An 18,203-nucleotide genomic window follows, 5' to 3' on the forward strand; every position below is an offset into this window, starting at 1 on the left:
CAAAGCAAAAGAGCGCCGGCCTCGCTTGAGCGGGGCCGGCGCGGACGTTTCGGGGAGGAGTCACTTGCCGCGACGGCGCAGGCCGTCGAAGTAAACGATGACGATGATCAGTGCTCCGGTGATGACGCGTTGCCAGAAGGTGTTGACGTTGAGCAGGTTGGCGCCGTTGTTGATCGTCGAAAGGATGAAGGAGCCGATCAGCGGTCCGTGCACGGAGCCGATGGCGCCAAACAGCGAGGTGCCGCCGATCACCGACGAGGCGATGGCCTGCAGTTCATAGGTGTCGCCCTGCGTCGGATTGCCGATGCCGATGCGCGAGGCCAAGAGCACGCCGACGAAGGCGGCGAGCAGGCCTGACAGGATATAGGCCATGAAGATGGTGCGCGGCACGTTGACACCGGACAGGCGCGCGGCCTCTGCGTTGGAGCCGACCGAGAACAGATAGCGGCCCCAGCGCGTGTGGTGCAGGAAGATGTAGGACGGGATGGCGACCAGGATCACCATCCAGAACAGATAGGGGATGCCGAACAGCGAGCCGCGGGAGAATGCCTGGAACGGATCGCTGTTGATCGATATCGAGTTGCCGTTGGTCATCAGGAGGCCGATGCCGCGCAGCGAGGTCATGGTGGCCAGGGTGATGATGAAGGGCGGTAGGCCCATCTTGACGATGCCGAAGCCGTGGAAGAGGCCGATGGCGACGCCGACCAGCAAGGTGATTAGCACCGCTACCCAGATCGGCCAGCCGGCATTGATCAGAAGCGCCACCACAACTGTGGTGAAGCCGACCACCGCGCCGACCGACAGGTCGATGCCGCCGGTGATGATGACGAAGGTCTGGCCGACGGCGAGGATGGCGATCAGCGAGCCCTGGCGCAGAAGATTGGTAATGTTGAGCGCCGTGGCGAAGGAGGGCGTGGCGACAGCCAGCACGATCCACATCAGCAGCAGAAGGCCAAGCAGGGTCAGGCCGAAGAGCGCGTTGAAATTGCGCTTGGGTTTTTCGGCGGGGATCGCCTCGGTGCTCATTTTTGTCCTCCCGACTTTTCTTGTTTCTCGGCCAGCGCCTGGCCCAGGATGTCCTCGTGGCTCGCGGTGCGGAACCCATGCGTGGCGACCAGCTTGCCGCGCCGGAACACATGCAGCGTGTCGGCAAGCTCGTAGACTTCCGGCAGATAGGACGAGATCAGGATGATGCCGGCTCCCTTCGACAGCAGCGTCGAGAACAGGCGGTAGATCTCGGCCTTGGTGCCGACATCGACGCCGACCGTCGGCTCGTCGAAGATGAACAGCTTGGCGCCATGCGCCAGCCATTTGCCGATGACGATCTTCTGCTGGTTGCCGCCTGAGAGGCTGGAGGCGAGCGCGCTGCGCGTCGGCGTCTTGATGCGCAGGTCGGCGATCTGGCGATCGGCCTCGGCTTTCTCCTTGGCCCCCGAGATGAGCGCGTTGCTGGAAATGCGCTTGTAGATCGGCAGGTTGAGGTTCATGCCGACCGACAGGTTGAGGCACAGGCCTTGGTCGCGGCGGCTTTCCGGGGCAAGGGCCATGCCGAGCCTTATGGCGTCATGCTCGGAATTGACCTGGACCTCCTTGCCCTCCCACAGGATCTGGCCGGCCGATTTCCTGTGGCGGCCGTAAAGCGTGGTGACGAACTCGCTGCGGCCGGCGCCGATCAGGCCGTAGAGGCCGACGATCTCGCCGGCGCGGACGGTCACCGAGACGTTCTCAAAACCTTTGCCGGAAAGGTTCTTCGTCTCGACGATCATGGCGCCAAGCGTGAAATGCTCCTTGTGGTAGATCTGCTCGATCGAGCGGTTGATCATCAGCTTGACCAGCTCGGCCTCGTCGGTCTCGGCGATGTTGCGGGTGCCGACCAACGTGCCGTCGCGCAGCACGGAAACGCGATCGGCAAGCTCGAACACTTCCTCCATACGGTGGCTGATGTAGATGATGGTGACGCCTTCGCCCTTCAGCCTTCGGATCAGCTTGAACAGCTGGTCGGCCTCCTTGCGGGTGAGATAGGCGGTCGGCTCGTCGAAGATCAGGAATTTCGTGCCGCGCACGGTAGCCCTAGCTGCGGCGATCAGCTGCTGCTGGCCGATGGTGAGATCGCCGAGCACGACATGCGCCGGCAGGTCGAAGCCCAGCCCGTCGATGATCTTCTGCGCGTCCTTGACCATGGCGCGCTGCTGCAGCAGGCCGAAGCGGGATTCTTCCTCGCCGAGGAACATGTTGGCGGCGACGGTGAGATGGCGGCACAGCACCACCTCCTGGTGGACGGCGTTGATGCCCAGCGCCATCGCCTCATGCGGGGTGGCCAGAGCCACCGGCTTGCCTTCCCAGATGACCTCGCCCGAGGTGCGCGGCATGACGCCGGTGAGCAGCTTGATGAGCGTCGACTTGCCGGCGCCGTTCTCGCCGACGATGGCGTGGATCTCGCCCGCCTTGAAGGCGAGATGCACCGGCTTCAGCGCATGCGTGCCGGGGTAGCGCTTTTCCAGCCCGTTGAGCTCGAGGATCGTCCTGCCCGGGGCCAGCGTGGGGGCGGGGTGCAGTTCCTGCGCCGTCGACGTCATGACAATCCTCCCAGATTGGTCTCAACCATTGGGTACGCGGCGATGCGTCTGACGCGCATCTTGAAGCAGGAGCCTAAATCAGGCGGGCGAATTTCCAAATCGCCCGATGGATGTTTCCGGGGCGACACCGCCCCGGAAACGGATAAGATCAGGCTGCTCAATTGAGCTTCGGGTTGAGCAGCGCGTCGATCTTCGGGTCCTTCATGTTGTCCTTGGTGACGAGGTTGGCGCCGGTGTCGACATTGGCCTCGACCTTCTCGCCCTTGGAAGCGGCGAGCGCGGTCTTGATGCCGTCATAGCCCATCCGGTACGGGTCCTGGACGACGAGGCCGGAGATGACGCCGTCATTAAGGAACTTAATCAGCTTCTCGTCGCTGTCGAAGCCGATCAGCGCCACCTTGCCGCCGAGATTGTTCTCGGCGATGGCCTGGCCGACGCCCTGCGCCATGATCAGGTTCGAGGCGAAGATGCCCTTGAGGTCCGGATTGGCGGTGATCAGATCAGTGGCGATGTTGAGGCCGGTGGTGGCCTGGCCGTCGGCGTATTTGTCAGCGACGAGCTCGAGGCCCGGATACTTGGCCTTGATCTGTTCGATGAAGCCCTGCTTGCGCTGCTCAAGCGAGCCGGCGCCGGGAAGGGCCGTGATCAGCGCGACCTTGCCTTCAACCTTGCCGCCATTGGCGGCGCCGATCGCGGCAGCGAGACCGTCGGCGGCGACGCGGCCGCCCTGGACGTTGTCGGTGGTGAGGAAGGAGGTGAAGGCCTTGGAGTCGGCCCCGGAGTCGATGCCGATGACCTTGACCTTGGAGGCCGCCTCATCAATCGGCTTGCCAAGCGCCTTGAACTCGGTCGGCGAGATGACGATCGCCGCCGGGTTGCTGGCGACGGCGTTCTCGAGGATCGAGATCTGGCCGTTGACGTCGGTTTCGGCCTGGGCGCCGAGCTCCGGCACGTTGATGCCGAGGTCCTTGCCGGCCTTGCGGGCGCCGGCCAGCACGATCTGCCAGTAGAAGGAAGTGGTGTCCTTGACGATGATCGGAATGGTCACGTCGGCCGCCGAGGCGGGCGCGGAATGCATGGCGCCGGCAAGCATCGAAGCAGCGGCCAGGGCCACGAAAGCACGGCGGTTGAGAAGGCTGGTCACGAATTTCATTAGGTTCCTCCCTAAGTCGCCTGGTGAAGGTTGCGGAAGCTCCATCTGGATAGGCGCGGCCCAAACAGAACTTTATCAATAAAAAACAGATGCCGTTTTTTGATAGAGCATTGCCATGGCCGATGCAAGCGGTGTCTGTTGCCGTTTGTGTGACGCGGGTGGGTCCGTTCTGCCCTACCGGCTCCCCTTGGCGGCACATGGATGCTTCCCGTTCCTCCCTATTGTCACGGAACAATAATTCCATTGATATGTCAATACGGAATACCTATTCCATATCAAGGCCGCAGGTGTGAAGGCAGGGGTTCTTGGCTTCCACCGCAATATTGACTTCGGACTAGTGCATTTCATCGTTTCACGGAAACGGCGAAATGCACTATCTCTTTGTTTTTCCGCAATTTCGGACGGAAAACCGCTTCACACTTTTCCTGAAATTGCTCTAAAGCGTCGCGCCGAGATGCCAGGGCACGAATTCGTTGTCGCCGTAGCCGAAGGCCTCGCTCTTGGTCTTGCGGCCGGACGCCGTCTCGATGATCAGCTCGAAGATCTCGCGGCCCATGCCGGCAATGGTCTTCTCGCCAGAGGCGATAACGCCGCAATTGACGTCCATGTCCTCTTCCATCTGGTGGTACATGGTCGAGTTGGTCGCGACCTTGATCGACGGCGTCGGCCGGCAGCCGAAGCAAGAACCGCGGCCGGTGGTGAAGACGATGACATTGGCGCCGCCCGCCACCTGGCCTGTGGCCGAGACCGGGTCGTAGCCGGGCGTATCCATGAACACCAGGCCGTGGCCAGAAACCTTCTCGGCATAGCCAAAGACGCCATTCAACGGCGTCTGGCCGCCCTTGGCGACAGCGCCCAGCGACTTCTCGAGGATCGTGGTCAGGCCGCCGCGCTTGTTGCCGGGCGAGGGGTTGTTGTCGATCGAGGCGCCGTGCTTGGCGGTATGCTCCTCCCACCATTTCACGAAGCCGTCGAGCTTGGCGGCGATCTCGGGCGAGGCGGCTCGATAGGCGAGCAGGTGCTCGGCGCCGTAGATCTCGGTCGTCTCCGACAGGATGCCGATGCCGCCGACGCCAGCCAGGATGTCGACAGCGGCGCCCAGCGCCGGATTGGCGGTGATGCCCGACATGCCGTCCGAGCCGCCGCATTGCAGGCCGACGACGATCTCGCTGACCGGGATGGGCTCGCGCTTGAGATGGCCGACTTCCTCCGCGATCTCGGTGAGCACGCCCATCGCCTTCTCGACCGATTTGCGCGAGCCGCCGGCCTCCTGGATGTTGAAGTGGCGTTTTCCCGCCGCCACACCCTTCTGGCCGTAGAGGGTGAGCTGGTTGACCTCGCAGCCGAGCCCCACCATCATCACGCCGCCGAAATTCGGATGGCGGGCATAGCCCGCAAGCGTGCGGTGCAAGACCATCATGCCGTCACCGGTGCCGCTCATGCCGCAGCCCTGGCCATGGACGATCGGCACGAAGCCGTCGATGCCGGGATATTTCGGCAGAATCGTGCGGTTGGCCTCGTCGGCAATGGCGTGGCAGACGGTGGCCGAACAATTGACGCTGGCGATGATGCCGATGAAGTTGCGCGTGCCGGCGCGCCCGTCGGCGCGGCGGTAGCCCATGAAGGTGCGCTTGCGGTCGGCTTCGGTGGCATGCTCGGCCTCGCTCGGCGGCACCACCGGCAGGCGGCCGCTCTCGAAGACCAGATTGTGCGAGTGGACATGGTCGCCGGGCGCGATGTCCTGGGTGGCCCGGCCGATCGCCTGCGCGTATTTCACCACCGCTTCGCCGGCGGCGATCGGCCTGATCGCCACCTTGTGGCCAGGCTCGATCACCGCGATCGCGGTGGCGCCGCCCGGCAGCGCCGTGCCGATCTCGATGCGGCCATTGGCGACCGCCACATTGTCGGCGGGAGAAAGAAGAATGGTGTTTGCGGGGTTCACGAGCGGCTGTCCTGGGTCATCCTGGGAATGCGGGCGGATTGACATGCGCCCGTTTGGGGGTAATGTCTTTTATCGTGAAAAAACATTTTTGCGTCAATTGTTTTTTCATCAGCGGCGGCTGGCGCCCCTTGTTCGATGCGCGGCCGCCCGTTTGGCAAGCCGGCGAAAAACGATTCCGCTTTTCGGGGCCGTGCGCTAGGAGACACCGATCATATCGCGCTTCCGGCTGTCCGCCGCAAGCGTTGGGGGATACAGGCATGTCGAAGAGCAACAACGTCTACAAGGACGCGTTCAACCGCTGCCTGCGGCTGCTCGACGAGACCCAAAGCCTGCCGTCCGAGCCGGAACTCGGCACGCTGCTCGGTGTGAGCCGGACCACTGTGCGCAGCATCCTTTCGCGCATGGAAGAGACCGGGCTGATTACCTGGAACAAGCGTAACAAGACAGTGCTCAGGGGACCGCTGCCGGAAGATTTCTTCCCCGAGGAAGAGACAGACTCGCTGGCCGAGATCATCGAGCGCTCCTTCATGCGCAGGCTGCTTGCCGGCGGCGCCGAGGCCGGCATGCAGATCAACGAGCTGGAACTGGCGCGCGAGATCGGGGTGGGCACCACCAGCGTGCGCGAATTCCTGATCCGGTTCTCGCGCTTCGGGCTGATCGAGAAGCGGCGCAACAGCCACTGGGTGCTGAAGGGTTTCACGCGCGCCTTCGCGCTGGAGCTGACCGAGATCCGCGAGATGTTCGAGCTGCGTTCGGCGGCGGCCTTCGCCGCCCTGCCGCACGACAGCGCGGTGTGGGCTGATCTCGACCGGCTGGAGGTCGAACATCGGCAGCTTGCCAGCGACATCGCCACGCGCTTCAACGAATTCTCGGAGCTCGACGAGCGTCTCCACCGGCTGATCCACCGCGCATCGCACAACCGCTTCATCGTCGACTTCTACGACGTGATAGCGATGATCTTCCACTACCATTATCAGTGGAATAAGGCCGAGGAGCGCCAGCGCAACGAAGTCGCGATCCAGGAGCATCTCGCCTATATCGCGGCGCTGAAGTCGCGCGATCCCGCCAAGGTGGACATCGCCTGCCGCAAGCACCTGAAGTCGGCGCGCCAGACGCTGCTGAGCTCGATTCCCGAGGGACGGCAGGCGCAGCCCGCCGACGGCACGTTGACAGGCACATTTGCCCGGGCATGAACGGGTATCGCGCTGCGTTGCCGCAGCGCGGTTTTGCCGATTTTCCCGCCTTATCGTCCGTGTTACGGTCGATCGAATTTCCGGGAGAGGCTTTGCGTTGCATATCCGGCTGAGACGATGGAGCACGCCGGCCGCGTTCGTCGCGGCGCTGCTCCTGTTGCTTCAGTCCTCGCTCGGCGCTTTCGCCTTTGGCGCGCCGTCGCAGCTCGATGCCTTCGGCAACGTCATCTGCACGCATGAAGGGGCCGCAAAACTCCCCGGCGGCGATCCGCACCAGCAGCATATGCCGGCCTGCTGCTCGCTCGGCTGCAGCATGGTTTCGCCAGCGCATCTGCCGCCGCCGGAAGCGGGCGCGCTGGCCGGAAACCGGGTTTTCGAGACCGTCGCCTTCCAGCTTCCCGCCTTCCGGCACCAGGATTTCGCCCGCGACCGCTCGCCAGCCAATCCGCGCGCGCCGCCGGCAATGGTCTGATCCGCGAAACTTTTCGCGGGCATCCATCCAAAGACCAGACTGTTCGCGGACGCGAAGCGGCGCGATCCTCATATTCATGGAGCAACCATGTCCAATCTTCTCTGCACAGCTCGTACCTATGCCCTTGGCGCCACGCAGCAGCTCGACTTCCAGCGGCGTCTCGCCTTCGCCGCGCTTTTCATTGTTCTTCTCCTGGCTTCCGTTCCCGGCGCCCTCGCGCATGAGTTCAAGGTCGGCGACCTAGAGATCGAGCATCCCTGGTCGCGGGCGACGCCGCCTGGCGCCAAGGTGGCTGGTGGCTATTTCACCGTGGTCAACAAGGGCAGCGCGCCGGACCGGCTGGTGTCGATTACCTCCGACATCTCCGACAAGGCCGAACTGCATGCGATGGGCGTCAAGGATGGCGTCATGACCATGCGGCCGGTCGAGGGCGGGCTCGAGATCCCGGCCGGCGGCAAGGTCGCGCTGAAGCCCGGCGCCTACCATCTGATGTTCACCGGCCTGAAGCGGCAGCCGAAGCAGGGCGAGAAATTCCCGGCGACGCTGACCTTCGAGAAGGCCGGCAGCGTCGAGGTTGAGTTTGCCGTCGAAGGCATGGGCGAGACCGGCAGTGGCGACATGGACATGGACCACGCCGAATAATCCGCCAAATCGAAATCAGAGGGACAATTCATGAAGAAGTATCTTCTGGCGGGCGCGCTTTGCGCGCTCGGAACCAATGCCGCGCTCGCCCATATCACGCTCGAAACGCAGGAAGCGTCTGTCGGCTCCACCTACAAAGCGGTCCTGCGCGTGCCGCATGGCTGCGAGGGCAAGGCGACGACGGCCGTGCGCGTGCAGATCCCCGAAGGCGTCATCGCGGTGAAGCCGATGCCCAAGCCCGGCTGGACGCTGCAGATCAAGAAGGGCAAATACGAGAAATCCTACCAGCTTTATGGCGAGACGCTGACCACCGGCGTGAAGGAAGTGGACTGGAGCGGCGGCAATTTGCCGGACGAATTCTATGACGAATTCGTCTTCCGCGCCTCGCTGGCGGCCGACCTGCCGGCCGGCCAGATACTCTATTTCCCGGTGGAGCAGGAATGCGGCGACGCCACCGATCGCTGGATCGAGATCCCGGCGGCAGGCCAGGATGAGGACGCCTTGGAAAGTCCAGCGCCCGGCATCAAATTGCTGCCGAAGAAATGATCTTTTCTTGGCGCGCTCCATCCGGGCGCGCCACCATTCCTGTAAGACGGCATGAACGCAGCACAATCTTCCCCGACGATGCGCCTGCATACCGGCCCGATTGCCTGGCTGGTCGCAGTGCTCATGGCGGTTGCGGTATTGGCCATGCCCGGCCGCGCCTTCGCGCATGCGGCGCTGGTCGCGACCGATCCGGCCGACGGCGCCGTGCTGGAGCAAAGCCCGGCGCAGTTTTCGCTGACCTTCAGCGAGCCCGTCTCGCCGCTGGTGCTCACGCTTGTCCGGCCCGATGGCTCGCAGCTTGCTTTGACATCCTTCCGTCTCAACGACCAGACGGTCGAGATCGACAATCCCGAAACGCTCAAATCCGGTACGCATGTATTGAGTTGGCGGGTGGTGTCGGTCGATGGCCATCCGGTCGGCGGTTCGGCGCTGTTTTCCATCGGCGCGCCAAGTGCGGCGCCGATCCCGGGCGACGCCGTGGACTGGACGCTGCGCGCGGCGATCTGGGCCGCCAGGCTGTTTTTCTATGCCGGGCTCTTCCTCGGCGTCGGCGGCGCGTTCGCGCTCGCCGTGCTGGCCGGGGACGGGCGCCGCGGCCGGCGCTTTGTCGCGGCGGCGCTGCTTCTGGGGCTCGTCGCAGCGCCGGTGTCGCTCGGCCTGCAGGGGCTCGATGGACTTGGCGCGCCCCTGGCGCGCTTTGCGACGCCGGTCGTGTGGAAGACCGCACTGGAGACCAGCTTCGTGTGGACCGTGCTGGTCGGCCTGATCGCGCTTGGCCTGGCGCTGCTTTCGCTTGCCGGGCCGCCAGATCTTCGCAAGCTGTCGGCGAGCGCGGCATTGCTTTGTGTCGGCGCAGCCCTTGCCGCGAGCGGCCACGCCAGTGCCGCTGAGCCGCAATGGCTGACGCGGCCGCTGGTTTTCCTGCATGGTGCGGCAATCGCCTTCTGGGCTGGCGCGTTGGCGCCGCTCGGCCTGGCATTGCGGCGGGAGCCGGCGGAAGCAAAAGTCTTCCTGCGCCGCTTCTCCCGGGCGATCCTGCCGGTCGTCATTATGCTTGCCGCAAGCGGCATTGTGCTCGCGATCATCCAGGTGCAGGAACCGGCAGCGCTGATCAACACGTCCTATGGCCGGCTGCTGCTGTTGAAACTGGCGCTGCTGCTTTTCGTGTTCACGCTTGCGGCGGTCAATCGGTGGACGCTGACGGCGCCCGCCGAGGCCGGTGACACCGAGGTGCAACGACGGCTGGTGCGCTCGATCGGCATCGAGATGCTGATCGTGCTCGCCATTTTCGGTGTCGCCGCCGGCTGGCGCTTCACCCCGCCGCCGCGCGCGCTGGCGATCGCCGCGGCGCAGCCGGTGTCGATCCATATCCATAGCCTGGAAGCAATGGCCGATCTCAGCATCACGCCTGGACATACCGGCGAGGTTGCTGCTTCGATGGTGATCATGACCGGCGATTTCGGACCGCTCGACGCCAAGCAGGTGACGCTGGTGCTGTCGAAGCCGGATTCCGGCATCGAGCCGATCAAGCGGCCGGCAAGGAAACCCGGCGACGGCACCTGGCGCGTCGACAATCTCCTGATTCCGCTGCCCGGCCGATGGAACGCCCGGCTCGATATCCTCGTTTCGGATTTCGAGGCGGTAAAAATCGAGGCGCCGATCGACATCCGATCCGATTGAGATCCAGTCCATATAGAATACGGCGAGGCGGTTGACGGCGCCGCCAAGGCCCGTCATTCATCTTGCGAAACAGTGGGCATCGCCCCCGAACGCGGCCACAACAAGCATTCGAAAGCAGGGAAGAAACGATGGAAAAAGCCGAAATCGGCCTGATCGGCCTTGGCACTATGGGCTCCAACCTGGCGCTCAACATCGCCGAGCACGGGCACCGCATCGCCGTCTTCAACCGCACGCCGTCGCGCACCGACGCCTTTGTCGAGAGCGCCGGTCCGCTGAAGGACATGGTCGTTCCCTGCTACAGTCTGGAGGAACTCGCCGCGGCGATCCGGCCCCCGCGGCCGATCATCATCATGGTGCTGGCGGGCAAGCCGGTCGACGAGCAGATCGCGGCACTGCGCGGCGTGCTCTCCGACAACGACATCGTCATCGATGCCGGCAACGCCAATTTCCGCGACACGATGCGCCGCTTCTCGGAGCTGTCCGGCTCGGGCCTGACCTTCATCGGCATGGGCGTGTCCGGTGGCGAGGAAGGCGCGCGCCACGGGCCGTCGATCATGGTCGGCGGCACCGAAGAATCCTGGAAGCGCGTCGAGAAGGTGCTGACGGCGATCTCGGCAAAATTCAAGGACGAGCCTTGCGCGGCCTGGCTCGGCCATGACGGCGCCGGCCATTTCGTAAAAACCATCCACAACGGCATCGAGTATGCCGACATGCAGATGATCGCCGAGATCTACGGCATATTACGCGACGGGCTCGGCATGGCGCCCAAGGAGATCGGCAAGGTCTTCGAGGAATGGAACAAGGGCCGCCTCAACTCCTACCTGATCGAGATCACCGCCAAGGTGCTGGCCGCCGACGATCCCAAGACCGGCAAACCGATGGTCGACATCATCCTCGACCGCGCCGGACAGAAGGGTACCGGCAAATGGTCGGTGATCGAAGCGCAGCAGCTCGGCATTCCGGCCACCGCTATCGAAGCCGCGGTCGCGGCGCGGGTGCTTTCCTCGATCAAGGAAGAGCGGCAGGCGGCGGAAAAGGCCTATGGGAATATCGGCGTAGAGAAGATCTCCGGTGACAAGACCGCGCTGCTCAAGGATCTGGAGCTGGCATTGTTCGCCGGCAAGATCGCGGCTTACGCGCAAGGGTTCGCGGTGATGAGCGGCGCATCCAAGGAGTTCAACTGGAACCTGCCGATGCCGACCATCGCCAAGATCTGGCGCGCCGGCTGCATCATCCGCTCGCAGATGCTGGACACGATGGCCGAGGCCTTCGGCTCGGGCAGCGCGTCCACCAATCTTCTGATGGCGCCGGCCTTCATCGCGATGATGAAGGAAGCGCATCCGTCGCTTCGGCGTATCGTAGCAAGGGCGTCCGAGGCCGGCTCTCCGGTGCCGGCGCTGTCCTCGGCGCTGGCCTATTTCGACAGCTACCGCCAGGGACGCGGCACGTCGAACCTCATCCAGGCACAGCGCGACTTCTTCGGCGCGCATGGTTTCGAGCGCATCGGGGAAGAGGGCGCCTTCCATGGCCCGTGGGGGAGTGGCGCCGGGCATTAGCCGCGATAGGGCAGAACCTCGCTCGGCGTGCTGAGCGACTGCAGCGTGCCTGGGTCGGCGCCGCCGATCCAGCCAAGCACGGCACGGGCGAGCTCGTAGCCGGCCAGCCGGAAATCCTCGTTGACGACGAGCAGCTCCCGGCGGAATAGATGCAGCACCTCCGAGGACTGTTTCGACACCACGTCGACATCGCGGCCGAGCTTCAGGCCGGCATCCTCGATGCCGGCGACAACGGCGAGCGTTGCCGCGGCGGCGCTGCTGATGATGCCGTCCGGGCGGTCGTCCCGGCGCATGAGCTGGGCGGTGCGCATCCTGATCTGCTCGATCGTATGGTCGATGGAGACGGTATTGAACGGCACCTCCGAGGCGCCGACCTCGCTCAGCGCATCGGCAAAGCCGTTCACCGTATAGCGGAAATAGGTGAGGCCGACCGGGGGCGTCACAAGCGCCAGCCGGTTGCGGCCTTTGCCGGCGAGCGCGCGGACGGCTTCGCCAGCAAAGGCGTAATTGTCGAAGTCGTGATAGGGATGCACCAGCCCCATGTCGGTGCGGCCATGTGTGGCGAAGGGAACGCCGTGCTCCAGCATGTAGCGCGCCCGCGGGTCGTTGGGCTGGGTGCGCGAGATGATGACGCCGTCGGCCGAGCCCGTCTCGACCAGATAACGCACCGGGTCGAGCGGATCCTGCGAGCGCGAATAGGGCGTGACGATCAGATGGTAGGGGGTGTCGGCGATCACCTCGGTGACGCCGTAGATGATGTCCGAGACAAAGCTCATCAGCTCGTGCTCGGTGTTCAGCACAAGCGAGATGACGTTGGTCTTGCCGGTCCGCAAGCGCACGCCGGCGCGATTCGGGCGATAGCCGATCTGCTTGGCGACGAGCTGGACGCGGCGCCTGGTCTCGGCGCCGATCTCGGGTGCATCCTTGAGCGCGCGCGACACCGTCGTGACGCCAAGCCCGGTCATGAAGGCGAGCGTCTTCAGCGTCGGCCGCTCCTTGCCCGACGCGTCGTCGTTGCCCTTCTTCGTTACCCGTCTATCCATTCGTCCCGCCCGCCAGGCGCATAGCAGCCGCGCGGCCGACCGGCAATCGTGCGGCGTTGACGATTGCGCGACTTCTGCCCGCGACGAGCGCCAGTATACTGAAACGTTACAGATTGCCAATCTTCGTGATTGGCCGGGTCGCGACTTTCCGATCCGCGTGCGGAGATGAGCGCAAAAGTCCCTGGAATCAAAAAGAAATATCGATCTGGGGCCGATTTCAGCCACGATCGGTCGCTTTGGCGCCGGCATTGGCGCCTTGAGGGAAGGATTTTGTTCGTGCTTCGAAAAAATGTGAGGTTGCCTTGAGACAGGGGGTTGCCTATGCCGGACATTTGCCGTATCGAAAATCTGTAACGTTTCAGATTCTGGGAGGAAGCCGAAATGCGATACAAATTCCTGACTGCCGCCTTTGCCGCGACGGTTGCGCTCAACTTCGCCAGTCCGGCGGCCGCGACTGACCTCGAAGTCACCCATTGGTGGACTTCGGGCGGCGAAGCGGCGGCGGTGGCCGAGCTTGCCAAGGCATTCGACGCCACGGGCAATCACTGGGTCGACGGCGCCATCGCCGGCTCCGGCGGCACGGCGCGGCCGATCATGATCAGCCGCATCACCGGCGGTGACCCGATGGGCGCCACCCAGTTCAACCACGGCCGCCAGGCCGAGGAACTGGTGCAGGCCGGGCTGATGCGCGACCTCACGGACATCGCCACCAAGGACAAATGGACCGAGATCGTGCGGCCGAAGAGCCTGCTCGACTCGTGCACCATCGAGGGCAAGATCTATTGCGTGCCGGTCAACATCCATTCCTGGCAATGGCTGTGGCTGTCGAACGAGGCCTTCCAGAAGGCCGGCGTGCCGACGCCGAAGGACTGGAATGAATTCGTGGCCGCCGCTCCGGCGCTGGAGAAAGCCGGCATCATACCGCTCGCGGTCGGTGGCCAGCCCTGGCAGGCATCGGGCGCCTTCGACGTGCTGCTGGCCGCGGTTGGCGGTACCGACGCCTTCCTGAAAGTGTACAAGGACAAGGACGCGAAATTCGCCGCCGGTCCCGAGATCGCCAAGGTGTTCAAGGCGGCGGACGACGCCCGCAAGATGGCCAAGAACACCAATGTGCAGGACTGGAACCAGGCCACCAATCTGGTCATCACCGGCAAGGCCGGCGGCCAGATCATGGGCGACTGGGCGCAGGGCGAATTCCAGGTCGCCGGCAAGACCGCCGGCAAGGACTATACCTGCCTGCCCGGCCTCGGCCTGAACGAGGTGATCGCCACCGGCGGCGACGCCTTCTACTTCCCGCTGCTCAAGGACGCCGACAAGTCCAAGGCTCAGGAAGTGCTGGCCGAAACGCTGCTCGATCCCAAAACCCAGGTCGCCTTCAACCTCAAGAAGGGCTCGCTGCCGGTGCGCGGCGACGTCGACCTCAACGCGGCGAACGATTGCATGAAGAAGGGTCTCGCCATCCTCGCCAAGGGCGCGGTCATGCCGTGGACCGACCAGCTGCTCTCGCAGGACAGCCAGAAGCAGAAGGAGGACTTGTTCTCCGAATTCTTCGCCAAGCCCGACATGACGCTCGAAGACGCGCAGAAGCGCTTCGCCGACATCATCGCGTCGGCCGACTGATCGACGGCGCCCCCGCCAACTCCCGACCCCAGCCTATCCGGGGCCGGGAGCCTGACGTCTCATTGCCCGGCTGCCGAGATGAGCAACAGCGAACGCCCCAACCAGCTTTTCCGCAATCTGAACGCCAAGATCGCGTCGATCCCGATGATCCTGACGGCTCTGGTGGTGTTCGTCGGCGGCACGGCCTGGACGGTGCTCTATTCCTTCACCAATTCGAAGCTCCTGCCGCGGCTCAACTTCGTCGGGCTCGACCAATATGACCGGCTCTGGTCGACATCGCGCTGGCTGGTCTCGATCGAGAACCTCTTGATCTATGGCGCGATCTCGCTGGTGTTCTCGCTGGTCATCGGCTTCCTGCTGGCGGCGCTTCTCGACCAGAAGATCCGCTTCGAGGACACGTTCCGCACCATCTTCCTCTATCCCTTCGCGCTGTCCTTCATCGTCACCGGGCTGGTCTGGCAGTGGCTGCTCAATCCGGATTTCGGCGTGCAGCGCGTCGTGCGCGACCTCGGCTGGACGAGCTTCAGCTTCGACCCGCTCTACAATTCCAGCATCGTTATCTACGGCATTTCGATCGCCGCGCTCTGGCAGGGCACGGGGCTCATCATGTGCCTGATGCTCGCCGGTCTGCGCGGCATCGACGAAGACGTCTGGAAGGCGGCGAGAGTGGACGGCATCCCCACCTGGAAGACCTATCTCTTCATCATCATCCCAATGATGCGGCCGGTCTTCATCACCACGCTGGTGATCATCGCCGCCGGCATCGTCAAGGTCTACGACCTCGTCGTGGCGCAGACCAGCGGCGGTCCCGGCATCGCTTCCGAAGTGCCGGCCAAATATGTCTACGACTACATGTTCTTCGCCCAGAATCTCGGTCAGGGCTTCGCCGCCTCGACCATGATGCTGCTTTCGGTGGTGATCGTCATCGTGCCATGGGCCTATCTCGAATTCGGAGGCAAGAAACGTGGCTGACGTCGCCTCCCTATCCCCCGGCGCCGAGGCGCTCAGGCCCGGTGCCGCCGGCCCGAGCGGGCCGAAGCCGCGGCATGTGCTGTCGCGCCGCAACATCTTCCTCTACGGCACGCTCATCGTTGTCGCGCTCTATTATCTTTTGCCGCTCTACGTGATGATCGTCACGTCGCTGAAGGGCATGCCCGAGATCCGCCTCGGCAACATCTTCTCGCCGCCGATGGAGATCACCTTCGAGCCCTGGGTGAAGGCCTGGGCGACTGCCTGCACCGGGCTCAATTGCGACGGGCTGTCGCGCGGCTTCTGGAATTCGGTGCGCATCACCGTGCCGTCGGTGCTGCTCTCGATCGCGATCGCCTCGGTGAACGGCTATGCCCTGGCCAACTGGCGCTTCAAGGGCGCCGACACCTTCTTCATCATCCTGATCGTCGGCGCCTTCATCCCCTACCAGGTGATGATCTACCCGATCGTCATCATCCTGCGCGAGATCGGCATCTACGGCTCGCTGACCGGGCTGGTGATCGTGCATTCGATCTTCGGCATGCCGATCCTGACGCTCTTGTTCCGCAACTATTTCACATCGATGCCGGAGGAGCTGTTCCGCGCCGCGCGCGTCGACGGCGCCGGCTTCTGGGGCATCTACCTGCGCATCATGCTGCCGATGTCGCTGCCGATCTTCGTCGTCGCCATCATCCTGCAGGTGACCGGCATCTGGAACGACTTCCTGTTCGGCGTCGTCTACACGCGCCCCGACACCTATCCGATGACGGTGCAGCTCAACAACATCGTCAATTCGGTGCAAGGCGTGAAGGAATACAACGTCAACATGGCCGCAACCATCCTGACCGGACTGGTTCCGCTGATCGTCTACTTCGTTTCCGGCAAGCTCTTCGTGCGCGGCATCGCCGCCGGCGCGGTGAAAGGATGATGATGGACATCGCCAATCCCAGCGTTTCGATCCAGGACCTGTCGCTCAATTTTGGCGCCGTCTCGGTGCTGCAGACGCTCAACCTGGATGTCGCCGAGGGCGAGTTCATCGTGCTGCTCGGACCGTCCGGCTGCGGCAAGTCGACCTTGCTCAACTGCATCGCCGGCCTGCTCGACGTTTCGGACGGCCGCATCTTCATCAAGGGCAAGAACGTCACCTGGGAAGAACCGAAGGATCGCGGCATCGGCATGGTGTTCCAGTCCTACGCGCTCTATCCGCAGATGACGGTGGAGAGCAACCTCTCCTTCGGCCTGCGCGTCGCCGGCGTGCCGAAGGACGAGATCGCCAAACGCATCGCTCGCGCCGCCGAGATCCTGCAGATCGAGCCGCTTTTGCAGAGGAAGCCCTCAGCGCTTTCGGGCGGCCAGCGCCAGCGCGTTGCGATCGGGCGGGCGCTGGTGCGCGACGTCGATGTCTTCCTGTTCGACGAGCCGCTCTCCAATCTCGACGCCAAGCTGCGTTCGGAACTGCGCGTCGAGATCAAGCTGCTGCACCGCCGCCTGCAGAACACGATGATCTACGTCACCCACGACCAGATCGAGGCGATGACGCTGGCCGATCGCATCGCGGTGATGAAGGGCGGCGTGATCCAGCAGCTCGATGCGCCGCAGACGATCTATAACCGTCCCGTCAACCGCTTCGTCGCCGGCTTCCTCGGTTCGCCGGCGATGAATTTCATCGACGGCAGGCTGGAGAAGGACGGCGGCGACTGGCACTTTGCCGTGGAGGACGTGCGCATCCCGCTTGCGACCTATGCCTTCGAGAAGGAGCCGGCGCCAGGCCCCGCGGTGTTCGGCATCCGGCCCGAGCATGTCGCCTTCAACAGCGGTACGGGCTGGCCCTTCGCCGCGACGGCTAATGTCGAGGTCGTGGAGCCCATGGGTTCCGATACGCTGGTGTGGCTGAAACTCGGCGGGCAGAACTTCACCGTGCGCGTCACCTCCGAACGCACGCCGAAGAACGGGGATCCGGTCAGCGTCGGCTTCGATCCGATGCGCGCCTCGCTCTTCGACGCTCAAACAGGCAACCGAATTTAATCTCCCAGGACCAACCGAACGGACAGGACAGATGAACTGGTCATTCCAACTCTACAGCGCCCGCAATTTCCAGCCATGGGACGGCGTGGTGAGAATGCTCGGCGAGCTCGGCTACAAGCAAGTGGAGGGTTTCGGCGGCGTCTATGACGACCCGAAAGCGTTCCGCGCCGAGCTCGACAAGAACGGTCTTGCAATGCCGACCGGGCATTTCTCGATCGACGCGCTGGAAAACGACTTCGACGGCGTGCGCAAGATCGCCGACGCGCTCGGCATCACGCTGCTGGTCTGCCCCTATCTGATGCCCGATCAGCGCCCATCCGACAGCGCCGGCTGGCGCGGTTTCGGCGAGCGCCTGGCCAAGGTGGGCGAGACGGCGAAAAAGGCTGGCTACGGCTTTGCCTGGCACAACCATGATTTCGAGTTCAAGGCCCTTGCCGACGGCTCGCTGCCGCAGGACCACATCCTGTCTGCCGCACCCGACATCGGCTGGGAAATGGACGTCGCCTGGGTGGTGCGCGGCGGCGCCGATCCGCTGCCCTGGATCGAAAAACACGGCAAGCGCATAGTCGCGGTCCACGTCAAGGATATCGCCAAGCCCGGCGAGGGGCTGGACGAGGACGGCTGGTCCGATGTCGGCCACGGCACGATCGACTGGGCAAGCCTTTTCAAGACATTGCGCGCCAAGAGCGCGGCGCGGTATTTCATCATGGAACAAGACAACCCCAACGACATCGAGCGCTATGCCCGTCGCTCGATCGCGGCAGCCAAAAGCTGGCAGGAGTAATT

The 18,203-nt window shown here is 63.9% G+C and carries 16 protein-coding genes; 11 read left to right on the forward strand and 5 right to left on the reverse strand.

The annotated features are described in order from the left end of the window. Positions 1-60: 60 nt before the first annotated feature. The 4 genes from EJ069_RS30800 to EJ069_RS30815 form a co-directional block, all read right to left on the reverse strand. A complete protein-coding gene (locus tag EJ069_RS30800; protein ID WP_126064328.1) occupies positions 61-1,026 on the reverse strand; it encodes an ABC transporter permease in 966 nt (321 codons plus the stop codon). Further along, positions 1,023-2,576, reverse strand: a complete 1,554-nt coding sequence (locus EJ069_RS30805; RefSeq protein WP_126064329.1) for a sugar ABC transporter ATP-binding protein — start codon at positions 2,574-2,576, stop codon at positions 1,023-1,025. The genes EJ069_RS30800 and EJ069_RS30805 overlap by 4 nt, the downstream gene beginning before the upstream one ends. A gap of 157 nt (positions 2,577-2,733) precedes the next feature. Further along, the gene (locus tag EJ069_RS30810; protein WP_040987369.1) at positions 2,734-3,729 is read right to left on the reverse strand and encodes an ABC transporter substrate-binding protein; all 996 of its coding nucleotides are present in this window, start codon (positions 3,727-3,729) and stop codon (positions 2,734-2,736) included. 436 nt (positions 3,730-4,165) lie between these two features. Continuing rightward, positions 4,166-5,671, reverse strand: coding sequence for an altronate dehydratase family protein (locus tag EJ069_RS30815; RefSeq protein ID WP_126064330.1), 1,506 nt, complete (start codon positions 5,669-5,671; stop codon positions 4,166-4,168). Between the two features lie 257 nt (positions 5,672-5,928). On the opposite strand from EJ069_RS30815, the gene EJ069_RS30820 reads away from it, so the two are divergent. From EJ069_RS30820 to gndA, 6 genes are all read left to right on the forward strand, one after another. Continuing rightward, positions 5,929-6,864: a GntR family transcriptional regulator gene (locus tag EJ069_RS30820; protein ID WP_126064331.1), complete on the forward strand. Its 936-nt coding sequence runs from the start codon at positions 5,929-5,931 to the stop codon at positions 6,862-6,864. Positions 6,865-6,961: 97 nt separating this feature from the next. Next, positions 6,962-7,336 carry a hypothetical protein gene (locus EJ069_RS30825; protein ID WP_245456368.1) on the forward strand — a complete coding sequence of 125 codons (375 nt, stop codon included), beginning with the start codon at positions 6,962-6,964 and terminating at the stop codon, positions 7,334-7,336. An 87-nt stretch (positions 7,337-7,423) separates the two neighbouring features. Further along, positions 7,424-7,978 carry a copper chaperone PCu(A)C gene (locus tag EJ069_RS30830; protein WP_245456369.1) on the forward strand — a complete coding sequence of 185 codons (555 nt, stop codon included), beginning with the start codon at positions 7,424-7,426 and terminating at the stop codon, positions 7,976-7,978. 30 nt (positions 7,979-8,008) lie between these two features. After that, positions 8,009-8,524 (forward strand): YcnI family protein, encoded by a 516-nt coding sequence (locus EJ069_RS30835; RefSeq protein ID WP_126064332.1) that lies wholly within the window; start codon positions 8,009-8,011, stop codon positions 8,522-8,524. Between the two features lie 51 nt (positions 8,525-8,575). After that, a complete protein-coding gene (locus EJ069_RS30840) occupies positions 8,576-10,204 on the forward strand; it encodes a copper resistance CopC/CopD family protein (protein WP_126064333.1) in 1,629 nt (542 codons plus the stop codon). Between the two features lie 128 nt (positions 10,205-10,332). Further along, positions 10,333-11,760 (forward strand): NADP-dependent phosphogluconate dehydrogenase, encoded by a 1,428-nt coding sequence (gene gndA / locus EJ069_RS30845; RefSeq protein ID WP_126064334.1) that lies wholly within the window; start codon positions 10,333-10,335, stop codon positions 11,758-11,760. On the opposite strand, the gene EJ069_RS30850 is transcribed toward gndA, so the two are convergent. After that, entirely contained in the window at positions 11,757-12,803 is a 1,047-nt protein-coding gene (locus EJ069_RS30850) for a LacI family transcriptional regulator (RefSeq protein WP_126064335.1), read from the reverse strand. The genes gndA and EJ069_RS30850 overlap by 4 nt on opposite strands. Positions 12,804-13,184: 381 nt before the next feature. On the opposite strand from EJ069_RS30850, the gene EJ069_RS30855 reads away from it, so the two are divergent. The 5 genes from EJ069_RS30855 to EJ069_RS30875 all read left to right on the forward strand — a co-directional run bounded on the left by EJ069_RS30855 (position 13,185) and on the right by EJ069_RS30875 (position 18,201). Further along, a complete protein-coding gene (locus EJ069_RS30855; RefSeq protein WP_126064336.1) occupies positions 13,185-14,423 on the forward strand; it encodes an ABC transporter substrate-binding protein in 1,239 nt (412 codons plus the stop codon). A gap of 78 nt (positions 14,424-14,501) precedes the next feature. Continuing rightward, complete coding sequence (locus EJ069_RS30860; protein ID WP_126064337.1) at positions 14,502-15,395, forward strand: sugar ABC transporter permease; 894 nt, start codon at positions 14,502-14,504, stop codon at positions 15,393-15,395. Further along, positions 15,388-16,320, forward strand: coding sequence for a carbohydrate ABC transporter permease (locus EJ069_RS30865; RefSeq protein ID WP_126064338.1), 933 nt, complete (start codon positions 15,388-15,390; stop codon positions 16,318-16,320). Before EJ069_RS30860 ends, EJ069_RS30865 begins: the two co-directional genes overlap by 8 nt. After that, positions 16,320-17,417, forward strand: a complete 1,098-nt coding sequence (ugpC, locus tag EJ069_RS30870; RefSeq protein WP_126064926.1) for a sn-glycerol-3-phosphate ABC transporter ATP-binding protein UgpC — start codon at positions 16,320-16,322, stop codon at positions 17,415-17,417. The genes EJ069_RS30865 and ugpC overlap by 1 nt, the downstream gene beginning before the upstream one ends. Before the next feature lie 31 nt (positions 17,418-17,448). Beyond that, positions 17,449-18,201, forward strand: coding sequence for a sugar phosphate isomerase/epimerase (locus EJ069_RS30875; RefSeq protein WP_126064339.1), 753 nt, complete (start codon positions 17,449-17,451; stop codon positions 18,199-18,201). Positions 18,202-18,203 lie beyond the last annotated feature (2 nt).

The sequence above is a fragment of the Mesorhizobium sp. M2A.F.Ca.ET.043.05.1.1 genome, from assembly GCF_003952445.1.
Classification (GTDB): domain Bacteria; phylum Pseudomonadota; class Alphaproteobacteria; order Rhizobiales; family Rhizobiaceae; genus Mesorhizobium.

Excerpts from the sequence above, each read along its gene's own strand:
- EJ069_RS30800 (WP_126064328.1), bottom strand. The coding sequence starts at position 1,026 with ATGAGCACCGAGGCGATCCCCGCCGAAAAACCCAAGCGCAATTTCAAC.
- EJ069_RS30805 (WP_126064329.1), bottom strand. The coding sequence starts at position 2,576 with ATGACGTCGACGGCGCAGGAACTGCACCCCGCCCCCACGCTGGCCCCG.
- EJ069_RS30810 (WP_040987369.1), bottom strand. The coding sequence starts at position 3,729 with ATGAAATTCGTGACCAGCCTTCTCAACCGCCGTGCTTTCGTGGCCCTG.
- EJ069_RS30820 (WP_126064331.1), top strand. The coding sequence starts at position 5,929 with ATGTCGAAGAGCAACAACGTCTACAAGGACGCGTTCAACCGCTGCCTG.
- EJ069_RS30830 (WP_245456369.1), top strand. The coding sequence starts at position 7,424 with ATGTCCAATCTTCTCTGCACAGCTCGTACCTATGCCCTTGGCGCCACG.
- EJ069_RS30835 (WP_126064332.1), top strand. The coding sequence starts at position 8,009 with ATGAAGAAGTATCTTCTGGCGGGCGCGCTTTGCGCGCTCGGAACCAAT.
- EJ069_RS30840 (WP_126064333.1), top strand. The coding sequence starts at position 8,576 with ATGAACGCAGCACAATCTTCCCCGACGATGCGCCTGCATACCGGCCCG.
- gndA (WP_126064334.1), top strand. The coding sequence starts at position 10,333 with ATGGAAAAAGCCGAAATCGGCCTGATCGGCCTTGGCACTATGGGCTCC.
- EJ069_RS30850 (WP_126064335.1), bottom strand. The coding sequence starts at position 12,803 with ATGGATAGACGGGTAACGAAGAAGGGCAACGACGACGCGTCGGGCAAG.
- EJ069_RS30855 (WP_126064336.1), top strand. The coding sequence starts at position 13,185 with ATGCGATACAAATTCCTGACTGCCGCCTTTGCCGCGACGGTTGCGCTC.
- EJ069_RS30860 (WP_126064337.1), top strand. The coding sequence starts at position 14,502 with ATGAGCAACAGCGAACGCCCCAACCAGCTTTTCCGCAATCTGAACGCC.
- ugpC (WP_126064926.1), top strand. The coding sequence starts at position 16,320 with ATGATGGACATCGCCAATCCCAGCGTTTCGATCCAGGACCTGTCGCTC.
- EJ069_RS30875 (WP_126064339.1), top strand. The coding sequence starts at position 17,449 with ATGAACTGGTCATTCCAACTCTACAGCGCCCGCAATTTCCAGCCATGG.